Below are 19,845 nucleotides of genomic sequence, written 5' to 3'. Positions count from 1 at the left end.
AACCTTCTCAAGCGCAGCCACAAGGTTCGCGGATGCGATTTTGGATTCGTCTCCTAAGTCAGCAGCCTCGATCCATGCTTTCATTGCGTCCACAACTGCCGGATCTTTCTCACCCTCAGCGTCGATCGCCGCCTGCACCTGATTTTTCAATGCGTCACGGCGTGCTGTGAACGCAAGGTTCATACCATAGCCAAATTCCGCATTGTCTTCAAACAGCGAGTTTGCCCAGGCCGGGCCTCTGCCTTCGTCATTTACCGTGTACGGACACGTCGGAGCGCTACCGCCATAGATGGACGAGCAGCCCGTCGCGTTACCGATGACCATTCTGTCGCCGAACAGCTGTGTAACGAGCTTGACATACGGTGTTTCGCCGCAGCCCGCACAAGCGCCGGAGAACTCGAACAGCGGTTTTAAGTACTGGCTTTCCGGAACAAGGTTCTTTTTGACTTCGATCTTCGGCTCGGGAAGCGCAGCGGCAAATTCCCAATTTGCAGCCTGCGATTTTTCCATTTCCGCGAACGGCTTCATGATCAGAGCCTTTTCCTTCGCCGGGCAGATGTCCGCACAGTTTCCGCAGCCCGTACAATCGAGCGGAGAAACCTGAATGCGGTAGCTGTAGCCGTCTTTGCCGCGTGCCGGTTTCGTCTCATAGCCTGCCGGCGCATTTTTCATTGCAGCTTCGTCAGCGAGGAACGGACGGATCGCCGCATGCGGGCAAACGTACGAGCACTGGTTACACATAATACATTTGTCGATCTGCCACTGCGGCACATTGACCGCGATCCCGCGTTTTTCGTACTTCGTCGTGCTAAGCGGTACAAACCCGCGCGGATCGAAAGCGGAAACCGGAAGGTTATCGCCCTTCTGGATAAGGATCGGATGCACCACATCGCGATAATAAGCGTCATCTGGAACCGCTACCGGAGCAGCGCCCTCCGTGGTCGTCGCCCAGCTATCGGGATATTTGACTTCCTGTACAGCCATGCCCGCGTCTACCGCTTTATAGTTCATGTTGACGATCTCGTCACCCTTTTTGCCATACGTCTTTTTGATGGCCTTTTTCATGTAGTCGATGGCGTCCGCTTCCGGGATGATGTTCGCGATCTTAAAGAACGCGGACTGCATAACCATGTTCGTCCTGCCGCCAAGGCCGATCTCGCCCGCGATCTTGATCGCGTCGATGTTGTAGAATTTCAGCTTCTTCTTGGCAATGATGTTCTTCATCGCTGCCGGAAGCTCTGTTTCCATTTCCGCGTCGCTCCACGGTGAATTGAGAAGGAACGTGCCGCCTTCCTTGATGCCCTCGAGTACGTCATAACGGATCACGTACGAAGGATTGTGGCAAGCCACCATGTTGGGCTGCGTGATCAGGTAAGCCGACTGGATGGGGGATTTCCCAAAACGCAGGTGCGAAATCGTGATGCCGCCGGATTTCTTGGAGTCATAGGAGAAGTACCCCTGCGCATACATATCCGTGTGGTCGCCGATGATTTTGATGGAGTTTTTATTGGCGCCTACCGTACCGTCAGAGCCGAGTCCGTAGAACTTCGCTGAGAACATACCATGCGGCGAAGAATCGATCTCGTCTTTGATGTCTAGGGATGTGTTCGTCACATCGTCTACGATACCGACCGTGAAGTGGTTTTTCGGTGCGGAAGCCTTCATGTTGTCAAAGATCGCTTTGACCATGGAAGGCGTGTATTCTTTGGAGCCGAGGCCATAACGTCCCGCAAGGACTTTTATGTTCCTGCCCGCTTCGAACAGTGCCGTTACAACATCTTCGTAAAGCGGCTCGCCTAAGCTGCCCGGTTCTTTTGTCCTGTCAAGCACAGTGACTGTCTTAGCCGAAGCCGGGATCGCGTCAACAAAAGCGCTTGCGTCGAAAGGACGGTAAAGACGAACTTTGATCAGGCCGTATTTTTCACCCTGTTCGTTCAGATAGTTGACGGCTTCTTCCGTCACGTCGCAGCCACTGCCCATCGCAACGATGACATGCTCTGCGTCCGCAGCGCCGATATAGTCAAACAGATGATACTGTCTGCCAAACATCTTCGCAAACGCGTTCATTGTGTCCTGCACGATCGCGGGAGTCGCCATGTAATATTTGTTCGCAGCTTCCCTGTTCTGGAAATAGATATCCGGGTTCTGCGCCGTACCCTGCTGGTGCGGATGTTCAGGATTCATACCTCTTGCGCGGAAGTCGTCGATCGCCTTCCAATCTACCATTTCCGCAAGCTTTTCATATTCGAGCATTTCGATCTTGGAAACCTCGTGAGAAGTCCGGAATCCATCAAAGAAATGTACGAACGGTACCTTTGCTTTCAATGTAGAAAGGTGCGCGATCGCAGCCATATCCATTGTTTCCTGTACGGAAGCCGCTCCGAGCATCGCAAAGCCTGTCTGGCGCGCAGCCATGATGTCCGCATGGTCGCCGAAGATAGACAGCGCGTGCGCCGCAAGCGCCCTTGCCGATACATGGAACACCGCCGGCAGAAGCTCGCCGGAAATTTTATACATGTTCGGGATCATCAAAAGCAGGCCCTGCGACGCCGTAAAGGTAGACGTCAGCGCACCCGCCGATAAAGAACCGTGAACCGCGCCTGCCGCACCTGCCTCAGACTGCAGTTCAGAGATTTTCATTGTCTGTCCAAAGATGTTCTTTCTTCCCACAGCCGCCCATTCATCACAGGACTCTGCCATTGGCGAAGAAGGAGTGATCGGGTAAATCGCGCCGACGTCAGAAAACGCATATGCGACATGCGCGGCAGCGGTATTACCGTCAATTGTTTGTTTTGCCATTGAATCGTGACCTCCTAATTTTATATATATTATTCAAATTGTTCACAACATTATAATTATAGTATTTTTCACATGTAAAAGTCAAGGAACAAAGGGCGTTTACAGGGCGTTTCAGCCCCTCTTTAACGGCGCCTTCTTATATAACCTCTTAAACGGCTTGCGCTCCTCCTGCGGGATGATGGACTTACCGTGGAACGAGACGTTATAAAATTCGCTTTGCAGCTGTGTCATATCCACCTTACCCTCAAAATATGCCTGCACAAGTTTAATGCGCCGCACGCTCCATCTGACCGCCTCGTCCAAAAGTCCAAAATAAAACTCGTAATCATAAAGGCCTTCATATTCTTCGAGCGGATGATAAAGCATCGTTTTTAATTTGAGCTGTGAAATGACATTCAAAAGCCTTAGCTTGCACAAATCCTTTTTGGTCGGCTGCGAGACGAGGCCGTTGTAATATATATAGTATTTGCTCGCCTTGGTGTACGGCGCTTCGTCCACCTTAAGCCCGGGGAACAGATAGGCCATATGCTTATAGAATTCGTCGATCTCGCCGGTATCCACAAAAATATCACGCGCGAATTTCTGTTTGTCAAACGTATAAGCGTCTACGCCGCTTTTTTGTGCATATAAAATATCCAGCGCACACTCAAGTGTGTTGTGCGTGGACATAGGCTTTGTTTCCTTGTTGATCCACGGGTGCAGCAGCATATCGAGGCAATAGTGCGTGATATAGCCGTAAAAATAGCTTTTGAGCGTATCGCTGCCGTGCTCCTTTAAATATTTCGCGCTCTCGCAAAAAAAACGCTGCGGCCGAGTATAGTGCAGCGCCCATCCAAGCATTTTCTGTTTTGCGCCGCACAGGAAGAAGTAAAATTTGTATAACAAAAAGATATCCCCGCCCTGCGAGCCGGAATAATATGCGGGCATCTCCCTCTCGATCAGTTCTCCCGCCGGTGTGTGCTCCAGTTGCTTTAAAATGTTGTCCGCCGCGGTCTTATGCGTCAGCGTTGTCGGCATATGTCATTTCACCTGCTGTGTTTATTTCAGATCATCTGGTTAGACGGCGTGTGTAAAAAACAATCCGTTTCATGCGCTTCGATGATACCGATGCTCTGCATGAAAGATTCACAGATCGTATACCCAACGAACACAAACCCGTTTTGCTTAAGAGCCTTTAAGAGCTGCTCCGGCTTTTTGAAGCCGTATACAAAGCGGAAAAAATTCCCATGTTCAGCATTCAGGCGGAGGACAGCGCGCGCGTTTTCCCGCACGGCAAAAATCTTTTTCCGGTTACGGATGATCTCCTTGTCCTGCAATAGCGATTCCAGATATTCGTCCGTCAGGTTTGCACACTTACCAATATCAAAACCCAAAAACGCCCTCCGAAAAGCGTCCCTTTTTATAAGAACCGTCCGCCACGATAGCCCTGCCTGAAAACTCTCCAGGCACAGCTTTTCAAAAAGCGAATTGCTGTCCGATTTGATTTTTCCGTACTCGTTGTCGTGGTAATCGATCAATATATCGTCCGTCGCCCAACTGCAGCGTTTCCTGTCTGTTTTTATATCCATAGATTTTATCTTAACACATTTCACACAATTTATCTCGATTTTGTGATAGAATTTATACAGATTTCATAATTTAACCTACTGTCGAAAAGGAGCATCGCCATGAAAACGCTGTGGAGCGATAAAGCCAAAAGTTTAACGCCATATACGGCGGGTGAACAACCGAAAGAACAGCTTATCAAGCTCAATACCAACGAGAACGCCTACCCGCCAAGCCCCAAAGTGGCGCAGGCGGTCGCGCAGGCGGTAGGCGGCCTGCGGCTTTATCCATCGCCCGATTCGGACGCCCTTCGCGCGGTCGTCGCCGCACACCACGGCGTATCGCCCGCCCAGGTGTTCTGCTCCAACGGCTCGGACGAGGCGCTTGCGCTGTGCTTTGCGGCCTTTTTCCAAAACATCTATACCGCGGGGCAGGAAAGCTCCAACTGGTTTCCCAATGTAACAACGCCCTTTGCCCTGCGCACGCTGGACGTGACCTACAGCTTTTACCCCGTGTGGGCGGATTTGTTTGATATCCCGCTCGATATCGTCCCCCTTCGTGACGATTTCACGGTCGATGTAGGGAAAATGTGCGGCGCGCGCGGTGTTGTCCTCGCAAACCCCAACGCCCCAACAGGCGTGGCGATTCCCGCAAGCAATATCGAACGTATCGCGCAAAAAACAGAGGGCGTGCTCGTGGTGGACGAGGCCTACGGCGCGTTCGGCGCACAAAGCGCAATCCCTCTTGTCTCCAAATACCGCAACATAGCGGTCGTGCGTACGCTTTCCAAGTCCCATGCCTTAGCCGGCCTGCGCGTTGGCTACGTCATTGCGGACGAAAGCCTGATCGCCGCCCTGAATACGGTCAAGGACAGCTTCAACTCCTATCCCTTAGACTGCCTCGCACAGGCAGGCGCCGCCGCCGCGATCGAGGATACGCAATACTACGAAAAAACGATCAAGGAAATCATGGATACGCGTACCGATACCGTGGGCGCGCTGTATACAATGGGGGTCAAATGCCTTCCCTCCCACGCAAATTTCCTGTTCATGAAGTGCGATACTGTGCCGGCAAAGGAGGTATTCCAAAAATTGCGTGAAAAAGGCGTGCTCGTCCGCTGGTTCGACGGCAAACGCACAAAGGATTATCTGCGCGTCACCATCGGCACACCAGAAGATATGCAAACGTTCCTCGCCGCACTAAAGGAGATCATATGAAGATAGGTGTAGTCGGGCTCGGGCTCATGGGCGGTTCCCTCGCACGTGCCCTCAAAAAATATACTTCCCACACCGTCTGCGGTGTAGATACAGACCCTAAAACGCTGCGCGACGCATATGCCGCCGGCGCGATCGACTGCGATACGGATACGTCCGCTTGCGATATCGTTTTCGTATGTCTTTTCCCGCAGGCGAGTATCGATTACATGCTACACACAGAATTCAAAGAAAACGCGATCATCGCGGATATCTGCGGTGTCAAACGCTTTGTTGAAGATCAGGTCTCTCGTCCGCTTTACGAGCGCGGCCTGCGTTACGTGGGCACGCACCCTATGGCCGGCAAGGAGACCGGCGGCTTTGTGCATAGCGATGCCGACCTCTATCAGGGTGCAAGCTTCATCATCACGCTCACAGACCACACGGACAGCAATGCCAGAGCAGAGCTCGCACAGCTCATGGGCGAGCTCGGTTTTGCGCGCATTACGGAATGCTCCGCACGCAAGCACGACGAGGTGATCGGCTATACCTCCCAGCTTGCGCATATCGTCTCCAACGCATATGTCAAAAGCGAAGCCGCGCAGGATTTCCGTGGTTTCTCCGCCGGCAGCTTTATGGATCTCACGCGTGTCGCAAGGCTAGATCCCCAAATGTGGACAGAGCTTTTCCTGATGAACGGCGACATCCTCACCGCCGAGATCGACGAGCTGATTGCTAACATCACCGCGCTGCGCAATGCGATCCTCACCCAAAATGAGCGCAATTTGTGTGCGATGCTTGCGGATGGCAGCGAAAAAAAAGAACGCCTGAACAAAGAAATCCGCTAAGTACCGCCATCCCTTTATCTATGCGCTTTTTCAAACGTTATTATTTGCATTTCAGCGTGTTTCCGCATATCATTATAAGAAATAATAATTATGAAAACCGACTTTCCAACAGGAGGCATGCTTTGTTCTCAAAACCGTTTTCCAAAAGAATAAGCGTCGTCCTGTCCGTCTTTATTTTTGTATGCCTTGTCATCACTCTTATTTATAACGGGATCGCTCCCGCCCCGCCGTCCGCTTCCGATTCAGTCTATCCTCTTTCCGACGGATGGAGCGTCACCGCGGGCGGACAAACGAAAAATGATCAGATCACTACCCTAAGCTATCTGGGTACGCCCGGTGAAGAAGTCACCTTTGCAAACACCATCCCAGACGAGGGCAACGCAAACGGAGACGCCCTGTGCATCCAGATCTATACCTCGCCCTTTTCCGTATACTTCAACGACGAAAAAATATACGAATATGGCTTTGCTGCGTCAAACGACGGATACTTAAGCGTAGGCAGCGGCTACCATATCATCGATCTGCCAGGCGGCCCGGGAGACGTCCGCATCGTGGTACAGCTTGCAAAGGGCACACCCGCCGTAAGCCTGTCCGATGCTTCTCTCATGCCCGGTTCGGTCTTCTTTCAACAATTTGTACAAGGCCGCCTGTTCACGCTGATCGCCGTCCTCATCCTGGTCTCTGTCTTTGTCTACGTGCTGATTGCCAGAAATATGCGCACGACCCAACATACCAAAAGCGCTCCGGCTCTTGCCGCGCTTTCTTTGCTGGCTGCCATATGGATTTTAGCACGTTCCGGTCTGCTTCAATTCTTTACCAACGACCTGCTGCTTATCAATGGTGTCGATTTTATCACGTTCTTCCTGCTGCCCCTCGCAGTCATCCGTTTTGTACAAACGCGGCTGCACATCACCGACAACCGCCCGCTCAATGTTTGCCTGCTTGCGGGTATCGTTTTTTTCATCACCGCATGCATCCTGCATACCGCGCGGCTGGTCGATTTCACGCAAACGCTCCTTGTGTTCCATATTTTGCTCATCATTGATTTCGTCTGCATCATAACAAGTATTTTCAAAAATCAGGAGGGCGATTCCCTCAGTTTAAAGGTATTGCGTATCGGCGTTCTGATCCTCGTTGTAAGCGCCATCCTTGAAATGGTGCTGTATTTCCTGCTGTCCTTTGGCTTCCTAAAATTCTCCGCGCTCGAAATCGGCCTGCTTGGCTTTACGCTGTGCATGCTTTACGTATGGACGGTGGAAACGCGCGACACCAGAAAGCAGCTCGAACGCCAGTCCGTATTCCGCAAGATGGCCTATACCGATTCCCTGACAAACCTTGACAACCGCACTGCCTTTGACGGCATGATCGAACGCCTGAACAAAGACAAAAATTCGTCGATCCATATTTTCATGATCGACCTCAATCACTTAAAACGGGTAAACGACAGTCTTGGGCATAGCGAAGGCGACCGCTACCTGTGTGCAAGCGCCAATATCCTGCAAAAAGAATTTGATGAGAACGGCGAAATATTCCGTATCGGCGGTGACGAATTTGTCGTCATCCTCAAATCCTCCCATGAAAATGCCGCGCGTATCTTAAAACGCCTGCGCGCCTACCGTTCTTCGATAAAAGACACGCCCTATTATACTTTCGCGGTCGGCTGTGCCGCGTTCGACGCAAAGCGTGACAGGCGATTACAGGATACCCTGCGCCGTGCGGATAAATTGATGTATGCCTATAAGAAAAAATTGCAGCACAATGAAAATATGTCTCTTTAATCCGTTCCCCGCAATAAAAAAGGGCAGGAATTTTCTTCCTGCCCTTTTCACTTACATTAGATATAACTGCACAATTCGATCAGGTTCCCGTCCGGATCGCGCAGGTAAATGGAATCCATCTTCCCGCTTACGCCGTGCCGCCTGACGATCCCAAGCTCGATTGCGATCCCGCACGCTTCAAGGGTTTGCTTCCATCCACCGATGTCTCCGTCCACCTCAAAGCACAAGTCCGCGCTGCCCGGTGTCACCTGCGCCGCGTGGGGCGAAAGCTCCGCACCTGCTGCGTGTACGTTGATCTTAAAGTCACCCGCAAACAGCTCATACCGTCCGCCCGCATCCCTCACCGAAAAGCCAAGCTTCTCATAAAATGCAAGGCATTCTTTCATATGTGCCGTCGTGATGACGATATGATCGACCTTCTTGATCACAGCCATATTTTCCCCTTACAGCTTATCCTGCTTGACCGCCTCGATCAGCCCACCGGCCGCAATGATATTCTGGATAAACGGCGGAAACGGCTGCGCGCGGTATTCCTTTCCAGTCGTTAAGTCGCGGATCTCTCCGGTATCAAAATCGACCTCTACCTCGTCCCCATTTTTGATCTCCTTAGAAGCTTCCTCACATTCGAGGATCGGAAGGCCAATGTTGATCGCGTTACGGTAAAAAATACGCGCAAAGCTCGCCGCGATCACGCAGCTGATGCCCGATTCCTTGATGGCAATGGGCGCGTGCTCGCGCGACGAGCCGCAGCCGAAGTTCCTGCCGCCCACCATAATGTCGCCCTGCTTGACCTTTTTTACGAATTCCGTATCGATGTCCTCCATACAGTGCGACGCAAGCTCTCTCGCATCCGACGTATTCAAATAACGCGCGGGGATGATCACGTCCGTATCGATGTTGTCTCCGTATTTTAAAACAGTTCCTTTTGCATTCATTCCTGTAATCCTTTCTTAGTTGCGCTCACTGCGTTCGCTTCGCGGGCGGAACATGCTGTTCCCCCGCGTGCCCCTTTTGCACAAGGTCATTTTCTTTCGCATTCCTGCTCAGAAAAGCAATTTGTTTCTGACGAACGTAATAATTAAGCGCTTATATGCTTTCTGCTCTACAGCTCAGTCGGCGAAGCGATCTTGCCCGCGACCGCGCTGGCCGCCGCCACTTCCGGGCTTGCCAGGTAAACTTCCGATTTCACATGCCCCATCCGGCCCACAAAGTTCCGGTTGGTGGTCGCCACAGCACGCTCGCCCTCCGCGAGGATGCCGCAGTGCCCGCCAAGACACGGCCCGCATGTAGGTGTAGAGACTGCACAGCCCGCCTCGATAAATATTTTCAGCAGCCCTTCTTCCATGGCCTGCAGATAGATCGCCTGCGTCGCCGGGAAAATGATCGTACGTACATTCTTGGAGACCTTCCTGCCCACAAGAATGTCCGCCGCCGCCCGCAGGTCGCTGATCCTGCCGTTCGTGCACGAGCCGATCACCACCTGATCGATCTTGATGTCGCCCACCTCGTCAATAGTCTTGGTGTTTTCCGGCAAGTGCGGAAATGCTACTGTAGACTTGATCTGTGAAAGGTCAATGTCGATCACGCGCGCATAATCCGCGTCTACGTCCGGCGCATACACCGTAAATTCACGGTCGGAATGGCTGCGCAGATATTCTACTGTCTGCTCGTCCACCTCAAAAATACCGTTTTTGCCGCCTGCCTCGATGGCCATATTCGCCATACACAGCCGGTCGTCCATCGTGAGCGACGCAAGCCCCGGCCCGCCAAATTCCATAGACTGGTAAAGCGCGCCGTCTACGCCGATCATACCGATGATGTGCAGGATCACGTCCTTGCCGCTCACATATTTTTTGAGCGCCCCCTTCAAATTGAAGCGGATCGCCTGCGGTACCTTGAGCCATACCTTGCCGGTCGCCATGCCCGCTCCCATATCCGTAGAACCAACGCCTGTGGAAAACGCGCCCAGCGCGCCATACGTACACGTATGCGAATCCGCGCCGATGACGGCGTCGCCCGCGACGACAAGCCCTTTTTCGGGCAGAAGCGCATGCTCGATGCCCATCTCTCCCACATCAAAGAAGTTCACAATACCATGCTTCATTGCAAACTCGCGCACCAGCTTGCACTGCTCCGCCGCCTTGATGTCCTTGTTGGGCGTAAAGTGGTCCATTACCAGCGCGATTTTGTTTTTGTCGAATACATCCTTGCCCGTCTTGTTGAACTCGCGGATCGCGACAGGCGAGGTGATGTCGTTACCCAGCACCATATCCAGCTTGATGGAGACCAGCTGTCCCGCCGCAACACTCGGAAGCCCCGCGTGCGCTGCCAGTATTTTTTGCGTCATTGTCATGCCCATATGTCCTACCTACTTTCTATCTTTAAAAATTATTTTTTGCTCTCATCAAGGGCGAGCTTATACTCGATGGAATCCGTGAGCGCCAAAAAGCTTGCTTCGATGATATCTGTAGAAACGCCTACCGTGTTCCAGCGGTGTTTTCCGTCTGTGGATTCGATCAAAACACGTACCTTTGCCGCCGTTGTCGCCGAGCTTTCCAGCACGCGCACCTTATAGTCCACAAGCCGCATACTCTCAAGCGCAGGATAAAATCCCTTGAGCGCGCCCCGCAATGCCAGATCAAGCGCATGCACCGGGCCATCGCCCTCCGCGCCTGTGATGCGGGATTCGTCCCCCACCCTGACCTTGATGATCGCGGACGAAGGATATTCCGCGTCCTTAAGCGGCTGCTCGCCGATAATCTTAAAATATTCCAGTTCAAAGTATTGCTTGTATTTTCCAAGCATCCTGCGGATCACCAGCTCAAAGCTTTGCTCCGCAGCCTCAAACTGGTACCCTTCGTATTCGAGCTGCTTGAGCTTATCCACAAGCTGCCCGACTACCGGGTCTTTTTGCTGTACGGACGGCTCCACACGCTGTATTTTTTTTAGGATCGTCGCCTTGCCGGATACCTCGCTCATCAGGAAGCGGCGGTTGTTGCCCACGCTCTGCGGGTCGATGTGCTCAAAGCTTTCGCGAATCTTCTTCACACCGTCGATGTGCATACCGCCCTTGTGCGCAAACGCGCTCGATCCCACATACGGACTACCCGACGGCAGCCAGATATTGGAGATATCCGCGATCTGGCGCGCCGTTTCCGTGAGCCGTTTCAGGTTCTCTTTTCCAAGCACAGTATAGCCGCGCTTGAGTTCAAGGTTAGGAATGATCGTGGAAAGGTTCGCGTTTCCGCAGCGCTCCCCATAGCCGATAAACGTGCCCTGCACCTGCTTTGCGCCCGCCTCAACTGCCATCATGGTCTGGCTGACCGCCATACCTGTGTCGTTGTGGCAATGGATGCCCACCTCCGCCTCAGGGAACGTCTTCACTACGCGCCTTGTAATGTCCGCGATATCCGTAGGGAACGTCCCGCCATTCGTATCACACAGACAAAGCACGTCCGCACCTCCCCGAACAGCAGCGTCAAGCGCCAGCATAGCATATTCCTCATTCGCCGCATATCCGTCAAAAAAATGCTCCGCGTCAAACACCACGTATTTGTCGTGCCGCTTCATATACGCGACTGTACTTTCGATCATATTCAGGTTCTCTTCCAGCGTCGTATTGATCACCTTTAGCACGTGTAGGTCCCACGACTTTCCGAAAATCGAAACCGCAGGCGTGTCCGCCTCAAGAAGGCTGCATACGTTCGCATCCTCCTCCGGCTCAATGTTTTTGCGCCGCGTACTGCCAAACGCACACAGCTTCGCGTGCTTTGGCTGCTCTGTGGCGATCCTGCGAAAAAATTCCAAATCCTTTGGGTTCGACCCCGGGTTCCCCGCCTCAATATAATCGATGCCCAGCTCGTCTAAGGCATGCACGATATTCAATTTGTCTTCCACCGAGAAGGCGATGCCTTCCCCCTGCATACCGTCGCGCAGGGTGGAATCGAACGTGTAGATTTTTTTACCCATATCTTTTTTCCTTTAATCTGTCCGTCTTACCGTCGTCGTTCCGGTCGCTTGTAAGCGCCAACATCACTCCGCCGGAATCAGAATATCTATGCCCCTAACAACTTGTTGACCGCATTGATATACGCCAGCATAGAAGCTTCGATGATGTCTGTCGACAGCCCGCGCCCGGTGACCGTGCGCTCGTCCGAGGAAACCTTGACAACAACCTCACCGAGAGCGTCCTCGCCATGCGATACCGCGTTGATCTTGTAGTTGTTCAGCTTCAACGGCATCTTGACGATCTGCTCGATCGCCTGATACGCCGCGTCAACAGGGCCGTCCCCGAGAGCAACCTGCTCCTGCATTTCCCCGTTCATATCCTCCAGCGTAACGTTTGCCGTTGCCTGTATCGTATTGCCGCTGTTGACGACAAACTGCTTCAGGCGGAAATGCTCCACGACCTTAGCGGCCTTCTGCGCGACCAAAGCCTCCACATCATATTCCGTGACTTCTTTTTTCTTGTCACACAAATCTTTGAATTGCACAAACGCACTGTCCAGCTCTTCCTTGCTCAGGTTGTAACCCAGCTCCTTTAAGAAATCGTCGAACGCGTGACGGCCGGAATGCTTGCCCAGCACCATTTTGTTTGTGGTCAGCCCGACAGATTCAGGCGTCATGATCTCATACGTTTCACGCTTCGCCAATACGCCGTGCTGGTGGATACCGCTTTCGTGCGCAAACGCGTTCGCGCCAACGATCGCTTTGTTCGGTGGGATAGAAACGCCGATGATCTTTGACAGCAGCCGCGAAGAACGGTAGATTTGCTTGGTATTGATGCGCGTATCCGCGTCAAACAAATTCCTTCTTGTATGGATGGCCATAACGATCTCTTCGAGAGATGCGTTGCCCGCGCGCTCGCCGATGCCGTTGATCGTGCATTCGATCTGCGTCGCGCCCGCGCCGACCGCTGCCAGCGAGTTCGCTACGCCCATCCCAAGGTCATTGTGGCAATGCACAGCCAAATCAATGTCGTCAACGCCTTCCACGTTTTGCTTCATATAAGCGATCATGTCGTACATTTCCTGCGGCAGGGCATAGCCCACCGTGTCCGGCAGGTTGATCGTCTTTGCTCCCGCGTCGATCGCAGTCTTGACGCACGTTGCCAAAAATGCCATGTCGCTCCGCGAAGCGTCCTCTGCCGAAAATTCCACGTCACTGACCAGCGTCCGCGCATAGGAAACGGATTCCTTGATGTGCGTGAGAACCTGTTCTTCGCTCATCTTCAGCTTATACTGCATGTGCAGCGGCGACGTAGCCAAGAAAATGTGGATGCGCGGCGCGACCGCTTCTCTGAGCGCCTCGTACGAAGCGTCGATGTCCTTTTTGACAGAACGGCTGAGAGAGGCGACGCTGCAATCCTTGATTGTTTTCGCGACCGTAGCCACGCTCTCAAAGTCCCCCGGGGAGGATACCGCAAAGCCCGCCTCGATGATATCTACCTTCAGCATTTCCAGCTGCTTTGCGATCTCGATCTTTTCCGCCAGGTTCATGCTGCATCCAGGAGACTGTTCCCCGTCCCGCAGCGTCGTATCAAATATTTTAATGGTTTTCATGATCTATATACTCCTTTTCTATAAACGACTCGGCATAACGCCAAGCCCGCTATGTATTGTCCCGTCTATTTGCTCAAACAACAGACACGCTTCGCGTCGTCTAACTCGCATACGCCGGGAAATACAATACCGGACTTTATTCGTCTGCCCGTTCAACTATGCTTCTATTCCAACACCGCGCCGGTATCGGCGCTCGTTACCATTCTTGCATACCTCGCGAGCCAGCCCGTCGATACCTTCGGGGGCTTTAACTGCGAGTTCGTAAGTCGTTCCTTAAATTCGTCATCGCCGACCTTTAAGTTGATGGAGTATGCATTGATATCGATTTCTATGATATCTCCTTCTTTTATATAGGCGATAGGGCCTCCTGCCGCCGCTTCGGGGGAAACATGTCCGATCGCCGCACCGCGCGACGCACCGGAAAACCGTCCATCCGTTAAAAGCGCAACCTCTTTATCAAGACCCATCCCCGCCAGATTGGATGTCGGCGCCAGCATCTCACGCATGCCCGGGCCGCCCTTCGGCCCCTCATAACGGATCACGACCACGTCGCCTTTTTCAATCTTTCCGCCAAGGATCGCCGCATTCGCGTCTTCCTCACAGTCAAACACTCTCGCCCTGCATGACGATTTCAGCATTTCCGGCGCAACTGCCGACCGCTTGACCACGCAGCCGTTTGGCGCTACGTTTCCGTACAGTATGGCAATGCCTCCTGTTTCGGAATAAGGATCGTCGATCGGGCGAATCACATCTCCCTTGATCTTAGCATTTTGGATGCGCTGCTTCACGCTGCCACCTACTGTTTTGTTGTCGCGTATCAGCTCTTTTTTATCAAGCTCCGCCATCACCGCCGAAACACCGCCACACTCGTTCAGTTCTTCGATGTAATGATGTCCCGCCGGTGCCAGATGACACAAATTAGGCGTTCTTTCACTGATCTCATTGACCTGATGCAGGTCAATTTTGATTCCGCATTCATGTGCGATGGCCGGCAAATGCAGCATGCTGTTCGTGCTGCACCCAAGCGCCATATCCACTGTGATCGCGTTTGTGAACGCGTCCTGAGTCATGATGTCGAGCGGACACACGTTCTGCTCCACCAGCTTCATGATCTGCATGCCTGCGTGCTTGCCAAGCGCAGTCCTCGCCGCCATCACCGCCGGGATCGTACCGTTTCCGGGCAACCCCATGCCCAACACCTCTGTGAGGCAGTTCATGGAATTCGCAGTATACATGCCCGAACAGCTTCCACATCCGGGGCATGCCTTTTGTTCAAAATCTTCCAGCTCGCCGTCGCTGATCGCGCCTCTTGCGTGTTGGCCGACCGCTTCAAACATGCTGGAAAGGCTCGTCTTTTCCTCGCGGAAGCTTCCCGCCATCATCGGGCCGCCCGAACAAAATATCGCCGGGATGTTCACCCGTGCGGCTGCCATCAGCATACCGGGGACAACCTTGTCGCAGTTAGGGACGAGTACCGCCCCGTCAAAGGCATGCGCAACCAGCAGCGTTTCCACGCTATCGGCGATCAGCTCGCGCGAGGGCAGCGAATAATGCATGCCCCTGTGGTTCATCGCGATGCCGTCGCACACACCGATAGCCGGAACCTCGATGGGCGTACCGCCTGCCATTCGTATACCGTCCTTCACTGCCTGCGCAATCGTATCAAGGTGCACATGGCCGGGAATGATCTCGCTCTGCGCATTGACTACCGCAATGATAGGGCGTTCCATTTCCTCTTTTGTCAGCCCCAGCGCATACAGCAGGGAGCGGTGCGGCGCACGTTGTGCGCCTGTTTTGATATTATCACTATTCATTATTATTTATCCTTGTTATGCCAGCTCATCTTTCCGCGCAACTCCTCGCCCGTCTTTTCAAGCTGCGACAGCTTGCCGATGTTTCTCATAGCGATAAAGTGCGGGCGTTTCACTTCGTTTTCAAGCATCCAGTCGCGCGCGAACGTGCCGTCCTGTATCTCGGAAAGAACATTTTTCATTTCTTTTCTCGTATCCTCGGTGATGATGCGCTTACCTGTTACATAATCGCCGTATTCCGCCGTATCCGAAATGGAATAACGCATGCGCGAAAGGCCGCCTTCAAAGATCAGGTCAACGATCAGTTTCATCTCGTGGCAGCATTCAAAATATGCCATTTCCGGCGCATAGCCCGCTTCAACAAGCGTATCAAAGCCCGCCTTGATCAGTTCAGAAACACCGCCGCAAAGCACTGCCTGTTCGCCAAACAGATCGGTTTCCGTCTCCTCACGGAACGTCGTCTCAAAGATGCCCGCGCGTCCGCCGCCGATCCCGCTCGCATACGCAAGCGCCAAGTCACGCGCTTTTCCCGTCGCATCCTGATGGATCGCGATCAGGCACGGAACACCTTTTCCTTCCTCAAACTGGCTTCTCACCGTGTGGCCGGGGCCTTTTGGCGCAACCATCCATACGTCCACATCCTTAGGCGGAACGATCTGCCCAAAATGAATGTTGAATCCATGTGCAAACACGAGGGACTTTCCTTCCGTCATATAAGGCGCGATGCCCTCGTAGATTTTGCCCTGTTTTTCATCCGGCACAAGGATCATTACGACGTCGGCTGCCTTTGCGGCGTCTTCGCTGGTCATGACCTTCAGTCCCGCCTCCTCCGCCGATTTCCAGGACTGGCTGCCCTCATATAGTCCTACCACTACGTCAACGCCGCTTTCTTTTAGGTTCAGCGCATGTGCGTGGCCCTGGCTGCCGTAGCCAATGATGGCAACGGTCTTGCCCTTCAAAAGCGAGAGATTACAGTCCCTGTCGTAATACATTTTCATGTTCATTTTGTCTTGCCTCCAATTAATTTTTATAATATCTTATAGCGCACCTTTGGGTGCTCTAGGATTCTATATGAAGTTCTGTTTTCCCTGCGGGAAAAAGAACCGCTGAACTGTCACAATTTTCCTATCGTTTACAACTCTGTCAAATTGGACATTTCATGCGTCATGCAGCGAGCTCTCCCCGCGTTGCAGCGCCGTGATGCCCGTACGTGCCACTTCGATGATACCGTATTCCGCCAAAAGGTCCATCAGCGCTTTGTTCTTTTCCGGCGATCCGGACAGCTCAATGATCATTGTTTCTTTCCCAATATCCACGATCTTGGTACGGAAAATGTCGCATAGCTCGATGATATTCGCGCGCTTCTTATCAGGCGCTTTCACCTTCACTAAGATGAGTTCTTTATAAACCGACGAGCTGGAACGCAATCCCTTGATCGTAATGACGTCCACCAGCTTATCAAGCTGTTTTTGTATCTGCTCGAGCACGCTTTCGTCCCCGACCATCTCGATCGTGATGCGCGATACCTTCGGGTCGTGCGTCTCTCCGACGGAAAGGGAACGGATGTTGTACCCCCTGCGGGAGAAAAGCCCCGTGACCTTTGAAAGCACGCCGGATGTATTCTGTACCAGTACGGAAAGTACATATCTTCTAATCATGAGAGTTCTCCTTTATTTCTGTTTACCTTCATTATATAACGTCCCTTATCCACGCGCACCATTATTTTTCCCAGTCTAAGATGATGCTGTCGAACGTCTTTCCTCCGGGCACCATAGGAAGAACATTCTCGTCCTCGCTGATGTCGTACTGCACGATCACCGGCCCCTTACATTCGAACGCCTTTTTGAAAGCGCCCGCCAAGTCCTTTTCGCCCGATATATTCACGCCGCACGCGCCAAACGCTTCCGCCAGCTTCACATAGTCGGTAGGACGGTTTAAGGTCGTTTGCGAATATCGTCCGTCAAACATGATCTTCTGCCATTGACGCACCATTCCGAGCACGTTGTTGTTCATCACCAGTATCATGATAGGCAATTGGTGCTTCACTGCAGTCACGATCTCCTGCAAATTCATATGGAAGCTTCCGTCCCCGGCGATATTCACCACCTGCCTGCCCGTAGCGATCGCCGCACCCATCGCCGCGCCCATACCAAAGCCCATCGTCCCCAATCCTCCGGATGTGATAAACTGCCGCGGCTGCTCAATTTTCAAGAATTGTGCCGACCACAACTGGTGTTGTCCCACCTCCGTCGTAAAGATCGCGTCATCGGGTGCCGCTTCCTGCATCGCCTGGATCACCTTCTTGGGGAAACGAGCATTTTTCGTCGCCCTGTCCAAAGGATATTTTTTCTTCCACTCCATCGCCTGCGTAAGCCACTCTTTATCCGTTTTCTGCTTCACTTTAGGCAGCAATGCTTCTAAAACCGCCTTGGCGTCGCCAATCACCTCATAATCAGCCGTGATATTTTTATTGATCTCCGCCGGATCGATGTCGATATGCAATATCTTCGCCTGTTTTGCAAACTTCATGCGGTCAGAAGTCACACGCTCGGAAAAGCGTGCGCCGATCGTGATCAACAGGTCACAGTGCGTCGTGCACAACGCCGAAGCCTTCGTTCCGTGCATGCCGGTCATGCCCGTATACTGCTCATCGCCCGCTGGGTATGCTCCCAGTCCCATCAGCGTCATCGTCACAGGCGCATTTAACTTTTTTGCCAGCTTGCGCAGGCCCTGCTCCGCGTCCGAAGCGATCACACCGCCGCCTGCCATAATAAAAGGCTTTTTGCTGTCGTTGATCGCTGCTGCCGCTGCCGCGATGTCCGCCGTGTTAAAATGGCTTACGCGCGTGATCGCTTTTGGCTTCTGCGGCGTATATTCACAAGACTCTATCGTTACATCCTTTGTGATATCCACCAAAACCGGGCCAGGCCTGCCGCTCTGTGCAATAAAAAACGCCTCGCGGATCGTTTTTGCCAGATCCTCTATGCTTTGTACGATCACATTGTGCTTGGTGATCGGGATGGTCACGCCCGTAATGTCGATTTCCTGAAAACTATCCTTCCCCAGGTTTTTCTGCTCTACATTTCCCGTGATCGCCACCATCGGAACAGAATCCATATATGCAGTCGCGATCCCTGTTACAAGGTTGGTCGCCCCCGGGCCGCTCGTCGCGATCACCACGCCGGGTTTCCCCGTTGCGCGCGCATATCCGTCCGCCGCATGCGCCGCGTGCTGCTCATGACAGGTCAGGATATGGTTGATCTCCGGGTAATGATAAAGCGCATCATAGATCGGTATGACGGTTCCGCCCGGAAATCCAAAAACCGTATCCACCTGCTGTTCCTTTAAACATTCCATTATGATCTGTGCGCCTGTCAATTTCACTACATTGTCCTCCAAATGTTCTTGATTATCTTACGGCGTTTTCTGCCGCCATACTTACCTAATAAAAAAGGCCTGCGCTTATTTGCGCAGGCCTTGAATTACTTTCTAACTCAGTCCTTACTCATGCCCCTCCGGCACAACCGCAATAAGCCTTATTCGCTCTGCCAATAATGACGAGGCTAATAAGGTTAATAAGGACGACGATGAAATTGTAAGATTGTTTATGATTCATTTTTCTTACTTCTTTCGTATTTATGCTATTTATGATAAAGCTCTACACACTTAATGTCAACATTTTTTTGTCAAATCAAACAAAATAATTGCAAAACACGCACATTTATATTAGAATAAATTGCGTACTGCTTCACTGCTTAGCATGGCTGTTGAATATATGCCTCCGTAGTTAAATGGATATAACAAGCCCCTCCTAAGTTTGTAAGAGGTGTTAACCAATTGAATAGGCCCCGGTAGCTCAGGGGAAAGAGCACTGCCCTCCTAAGGCAGGTGTCGGACGTTCGAATCGTCTCCGGGGTGCCATAAAAAACCGCATAACAGTGCGGGATTAGAGAGAAATACAAGCTAGTAATTGTCATATTACAGACTGGCATTTTTCATCCCAAAATGATCGTTTTTCACGCTAAGATTTTCCCGAAAAATGTCAAGTTTTGCTAATAAAACCACTCGACTATTTAGTCTTTGTTCCATCCTAAGAACGAATATCGCCTTTAAATGTAAGCATTCCATATCAAAAGTAAATACTCGCTTCTTCATTTTAACCACGCGCTTCCTGGACAATTTCTTAATTTTAATAAGAAGTCTGTTTTGTGTAATCTTTGCTAACAAAATGTTATTTGTGTTGGTATTTTGGATTGCTAACAGCCTCGCTCAAAAAATCTCTCAAAATTTCGTTTATGACCTCTGGATTC

15 protein-coding genes and 1 tRNA gene are annotated in these 19,845 nt (G+C 52.0%); 4 read left to right on the top strand and 12 right to left on the bottom strand.

Annotated features, from left to right (window positions below):
* The 3 genes from nifJ to VB081_RS07240 form a co-directional block, all read right to left on the bottom strand.
* Window positions 1-2,799 (bottom strand): pyruvate:ferredoxin (flavodoxin) oxidoreductase (nifJ, locus tag VB081_RS07250; protein ID WP_323400154.1); only part of this gene is annotated, 2,799 nt, incomplete at its 3' end.
* A 111-nt stretch (window positions 2,800-2,910) separates the two neighbouring features.
* Window positions 2,911-3,816, bottom strand: a complete 906-nt coding sequence (locus VB081_RS07245) for a zinc dependent phospholipase C family protein (protein WP_323400153.1) — start codon at window positions 3,814-3,816, stop codon at window positions 2,911-2,913.
* A gap of 26 nt (window positions 3,817-3,842) precedes the next feature.
* Window positions 3,843-4,367 carry a DNA-3-methyladenine glycosylase I gene (locus tag VB081_RS07240; RefSeq protein WP_323400152.1) on the bottom strand — a complete coding sequence of 175 codons (525 nt, stop codon included), beginning with the start codon at window positions 4,365-4,367 and terminating at the stop codon, window positions 3,843-3,845.
* A 99-nt stretch (window positions 4,368-4,466) separates the two neighbouring features.
* On the opposite strand from VB081_RS07240, the gene hisC reads away from it, so the two are divergent.
* The 3 genes from hisC (at window position 4,467) to VB081_RS07225 (ending at window position 8,163) form a co-directional block, all read left to right on the top strand.
* Window positions 4,467-5,561 (top strand): histidinol-phosphate transaminase, encoded by a 1,095-nt coding sequence (hisC, locus tag VB081_RS07235; protein ID WP_323400151.1) that lies wholly within the window; start codon window positions 4,467-4,469, stop codon window positions 5,559-5,561.
* On the top strand, window positions 5,558-6,385 hold the full coding sequence (locus VB081_RS07230; protein ID WP_323400150.1) for a prephenate dehydrogenase: 828 nt from the start codon (window positions 5,558-5,560) through the stop codon (window positions 6,383-6,385). Before hisC ends, VB081_RS07230 begins: the two co-directional genes overlap by 4 nt.
* Window positions 6,386-6,507: 122 nt before the next feature.
* Window positions 6,508-8,163 (top strand): sensor domain-containing diguanylate cyclase, encoded by a 1,656-nt coding sequence (locus VB081_RS07225; protein WP_323400149.1) that lies wholly within the window; start codon window positions 6,508-6,510, stop codon window positions 8,161-8,163.
* A gap of 56 nt (window positions 8,164-8,219) precedes the next feature.
* Here VB081_RS07225 and VB081_RS07220 read toward each other — a convergent pair whose 3' ends face one another.
* The 9 genes from VB081_RS07220 to ilvB all read right to left on the bottom strand — a co-directional run bounded on the left by VB081_RS07220 (window position 8,220) and on the right by ilvB (window position 18,919).
* Window positions 8,220-8,597, bottom strand: coding sequence for a VOC family protein (locus VB081_RS07220; RefSeq protein ID WP_323400148.1), 378 nt, complete (start codon window positions 8,595-8,597; stop codon window positions 8,220-8,222).
* A gap of 9 nt (window positions 8,598-8,606) precedes the next feature.
* A complete protein-coding gene (gene leuD / locus VB081_RS07215) occupies window positions 8,607-9,098 on the bottom strand; it encodes a 3-isopropylmalate dehydratase small subunit (RefSeq protein WP_323400147.1) in 492 nt (163 codons plus the stop codon).
* Window positions 9,099-9,265: 167 nt separating this feature from the next.
* Window positions 9,266-10,522 (bottom strand): 3-isopropylmalate dehydratase large subunit, encoded by a 1,257-nt coding sequence (leuC, locus tag VB081_RS07210; RefSeq protein WP_323400146.1) that lies wholly within the window; start codon window positions 10,520-10,522, stop codon window positions 9,266-9,268.
* 29 nt (window positions 10,523-10,551) lie between these two features.
* Complete coding sequence (gene cimA, locus VB081_RS07205; protein WP_323400145.1) at window positions 10,552-12,132, bottom strand: citramalate synthase; 1,581 nt, start codon at window positions 12,130-12,132, stop codon at window positions 10,552-10,554.
* Window positions 12,133-12,218: 86 nt separating this feature from the next.
* Entirely contained in the window at window positions 12,219-13,724 is a 1,506-nt protein-coding gene (locus VB081_RS07200) for a 2-isopropylmalate synthase (RefSeq protein ID WP_331676004.1), read from the bottom strand.
* Between the two features lie 164 nt (window positions 13,725-13,888).
* On the bottom strand, window positions 13,889-15,538 hold the full coding sequence (gene ilvD / locus VB081_RS07195) for a dihydroxy-acid dehydratase (RefSeq protein ID WP_323400144.1): 1,650 nt from the start codon (window positions 15,536-15,538) through the stop codon (window positions 13,889-13,891).
* A gap of 2 nt (window positions 15,539-15,540) precedes the next feature.
* Window positions 15,541-16,533: a ketol-acid reductoisomerase gene (ilvC, locus tag VB081_RS07190; protein ID WP_323400156.1), complete on the bottom strand. Its 993-nt coding sequence runs from the start codon at window positions 16,531-16,533 to the stop codon at window positions 15,541-15,543.
* 159 nt (window positions 16,534-16,692) lie between these two features.
* On the bottom strand, window positions 16,693-17,190 hold the full coding sequence (gene ilvN, locus VB081_RS07185) for an acetolactate synthase small subunit (protein ID WP_323400155.1): 498 nt from the start codon (window positions 17,188-17,190) through the stop codon (window positions 16,693-16,695).
* A gap of 64 nt (window positions 17,191-17,254) precedes the next feature.
* Window positions 17,255-18,919, bottom strand: a complete 1,665-nt coding sequence (gene ilvB / locus VB081_RS07180) for a biosynthetic-type acetolactate synthase large subunit (protein WP_323400143.1) — start codon at window positions 18,917-18,919, stop codon at window positions 17,255-17,257.
* Window positions 18,920-19,380: 461 nt separating this feature from the next.
* On the opposite strand from ilvB, the gene VB081_RS07175 reads away from it, so the two are divergent.
* Window positions 19,381-19,456: transfer RNA gene (locus tag VB081_RS07175), tRNA-Arg, on the top strand.
* Window positions 19,457-19,845 lie beyond the last annotated feature (389 nt).

It is taken from the genome of Christensenella sp., from assembly GCF_034927525.1.
Lineage (GTDB): Bacteria > Bacillota > Clostridia > Christensenellales > Christensenellaceae > Christensenella.
The sequence above is the reverse complement of the archived record's forward strand: the minus strand, read 5'-3'. Positions and strand labels throughout refer to the sequence as shown.

Coding starts and splice junctions, on each gene's coding strand:
- VB081_RS07240 (WP_323400152.1), bottom strand. CDS start 4,367: ATGGATATAAAAACAGACAGGAAACGCTGCAGTTGGGCGACGGACGAT.
- leuC (WP_323400146.1), bottom strand. CDS start 10,522: ATGGGCATGACAATGACGCAAAAAATACTGGCAGCGCACGCGGGGCTT.
- VB081_RS07220 (WP_323400148.1), bottom strand. CDS start 8,597: ATGGCTGTGATCAAGAAGGTCGATCATATCGTCATCACGACGGCACAT.
- VB081_RS07200 (WP_331676004.1), bottom strand. CDS start 13,724: ATGAAAACCATTAAAATATTTGATACGACGCTGCGGGACGGGGAACAG.
- VB081_RS07230 (WP_323400150.1), top strand. CDS start 5,558: ATGAAGATAGGTGTAGTCGGGCTCGGGCTCATGGGCGGTTCCCTCGCA.
- leuD (WP_323400147.1), bottom strand. CDS start 9,098: ATGAATGCAAAAGGAACTGTTTTAAAATACGGAGACAACATCGATACG.
- cimA (WP_323400145.1), bottom strand. CDS start 12,132: ATGGGTAAAAAAATCTACACGTTCGATTCCACCCTGCGCGACGGTATG.
- hisC (WP_323400151.1), top strand. CDS start 4,467: ATGAAAACGCTGTGGAGCGATAAAGCCAAAAGTTTAACGCCATATACG.
- ilvC (WP_323400156.1), bottom strand. CDS start 16,533: ATGAAAATGTATTACGACAGGGACTGTAATCTCTCGCTTTTGAAGGGC.
- ilvD (WP_323400144.1), bottom strand. CDS start 15,538: ATGAATAGTGATAATATCAAAACAGGCGCACAACGTGCGCCGCACCGC.
- VB081_RS07245 (WP_323400153.1), bottom strand. CDS start 3,816: ATGCCGACAACGCTGACGCATAAGACCGCGGCGGACAACATTTTAAAG.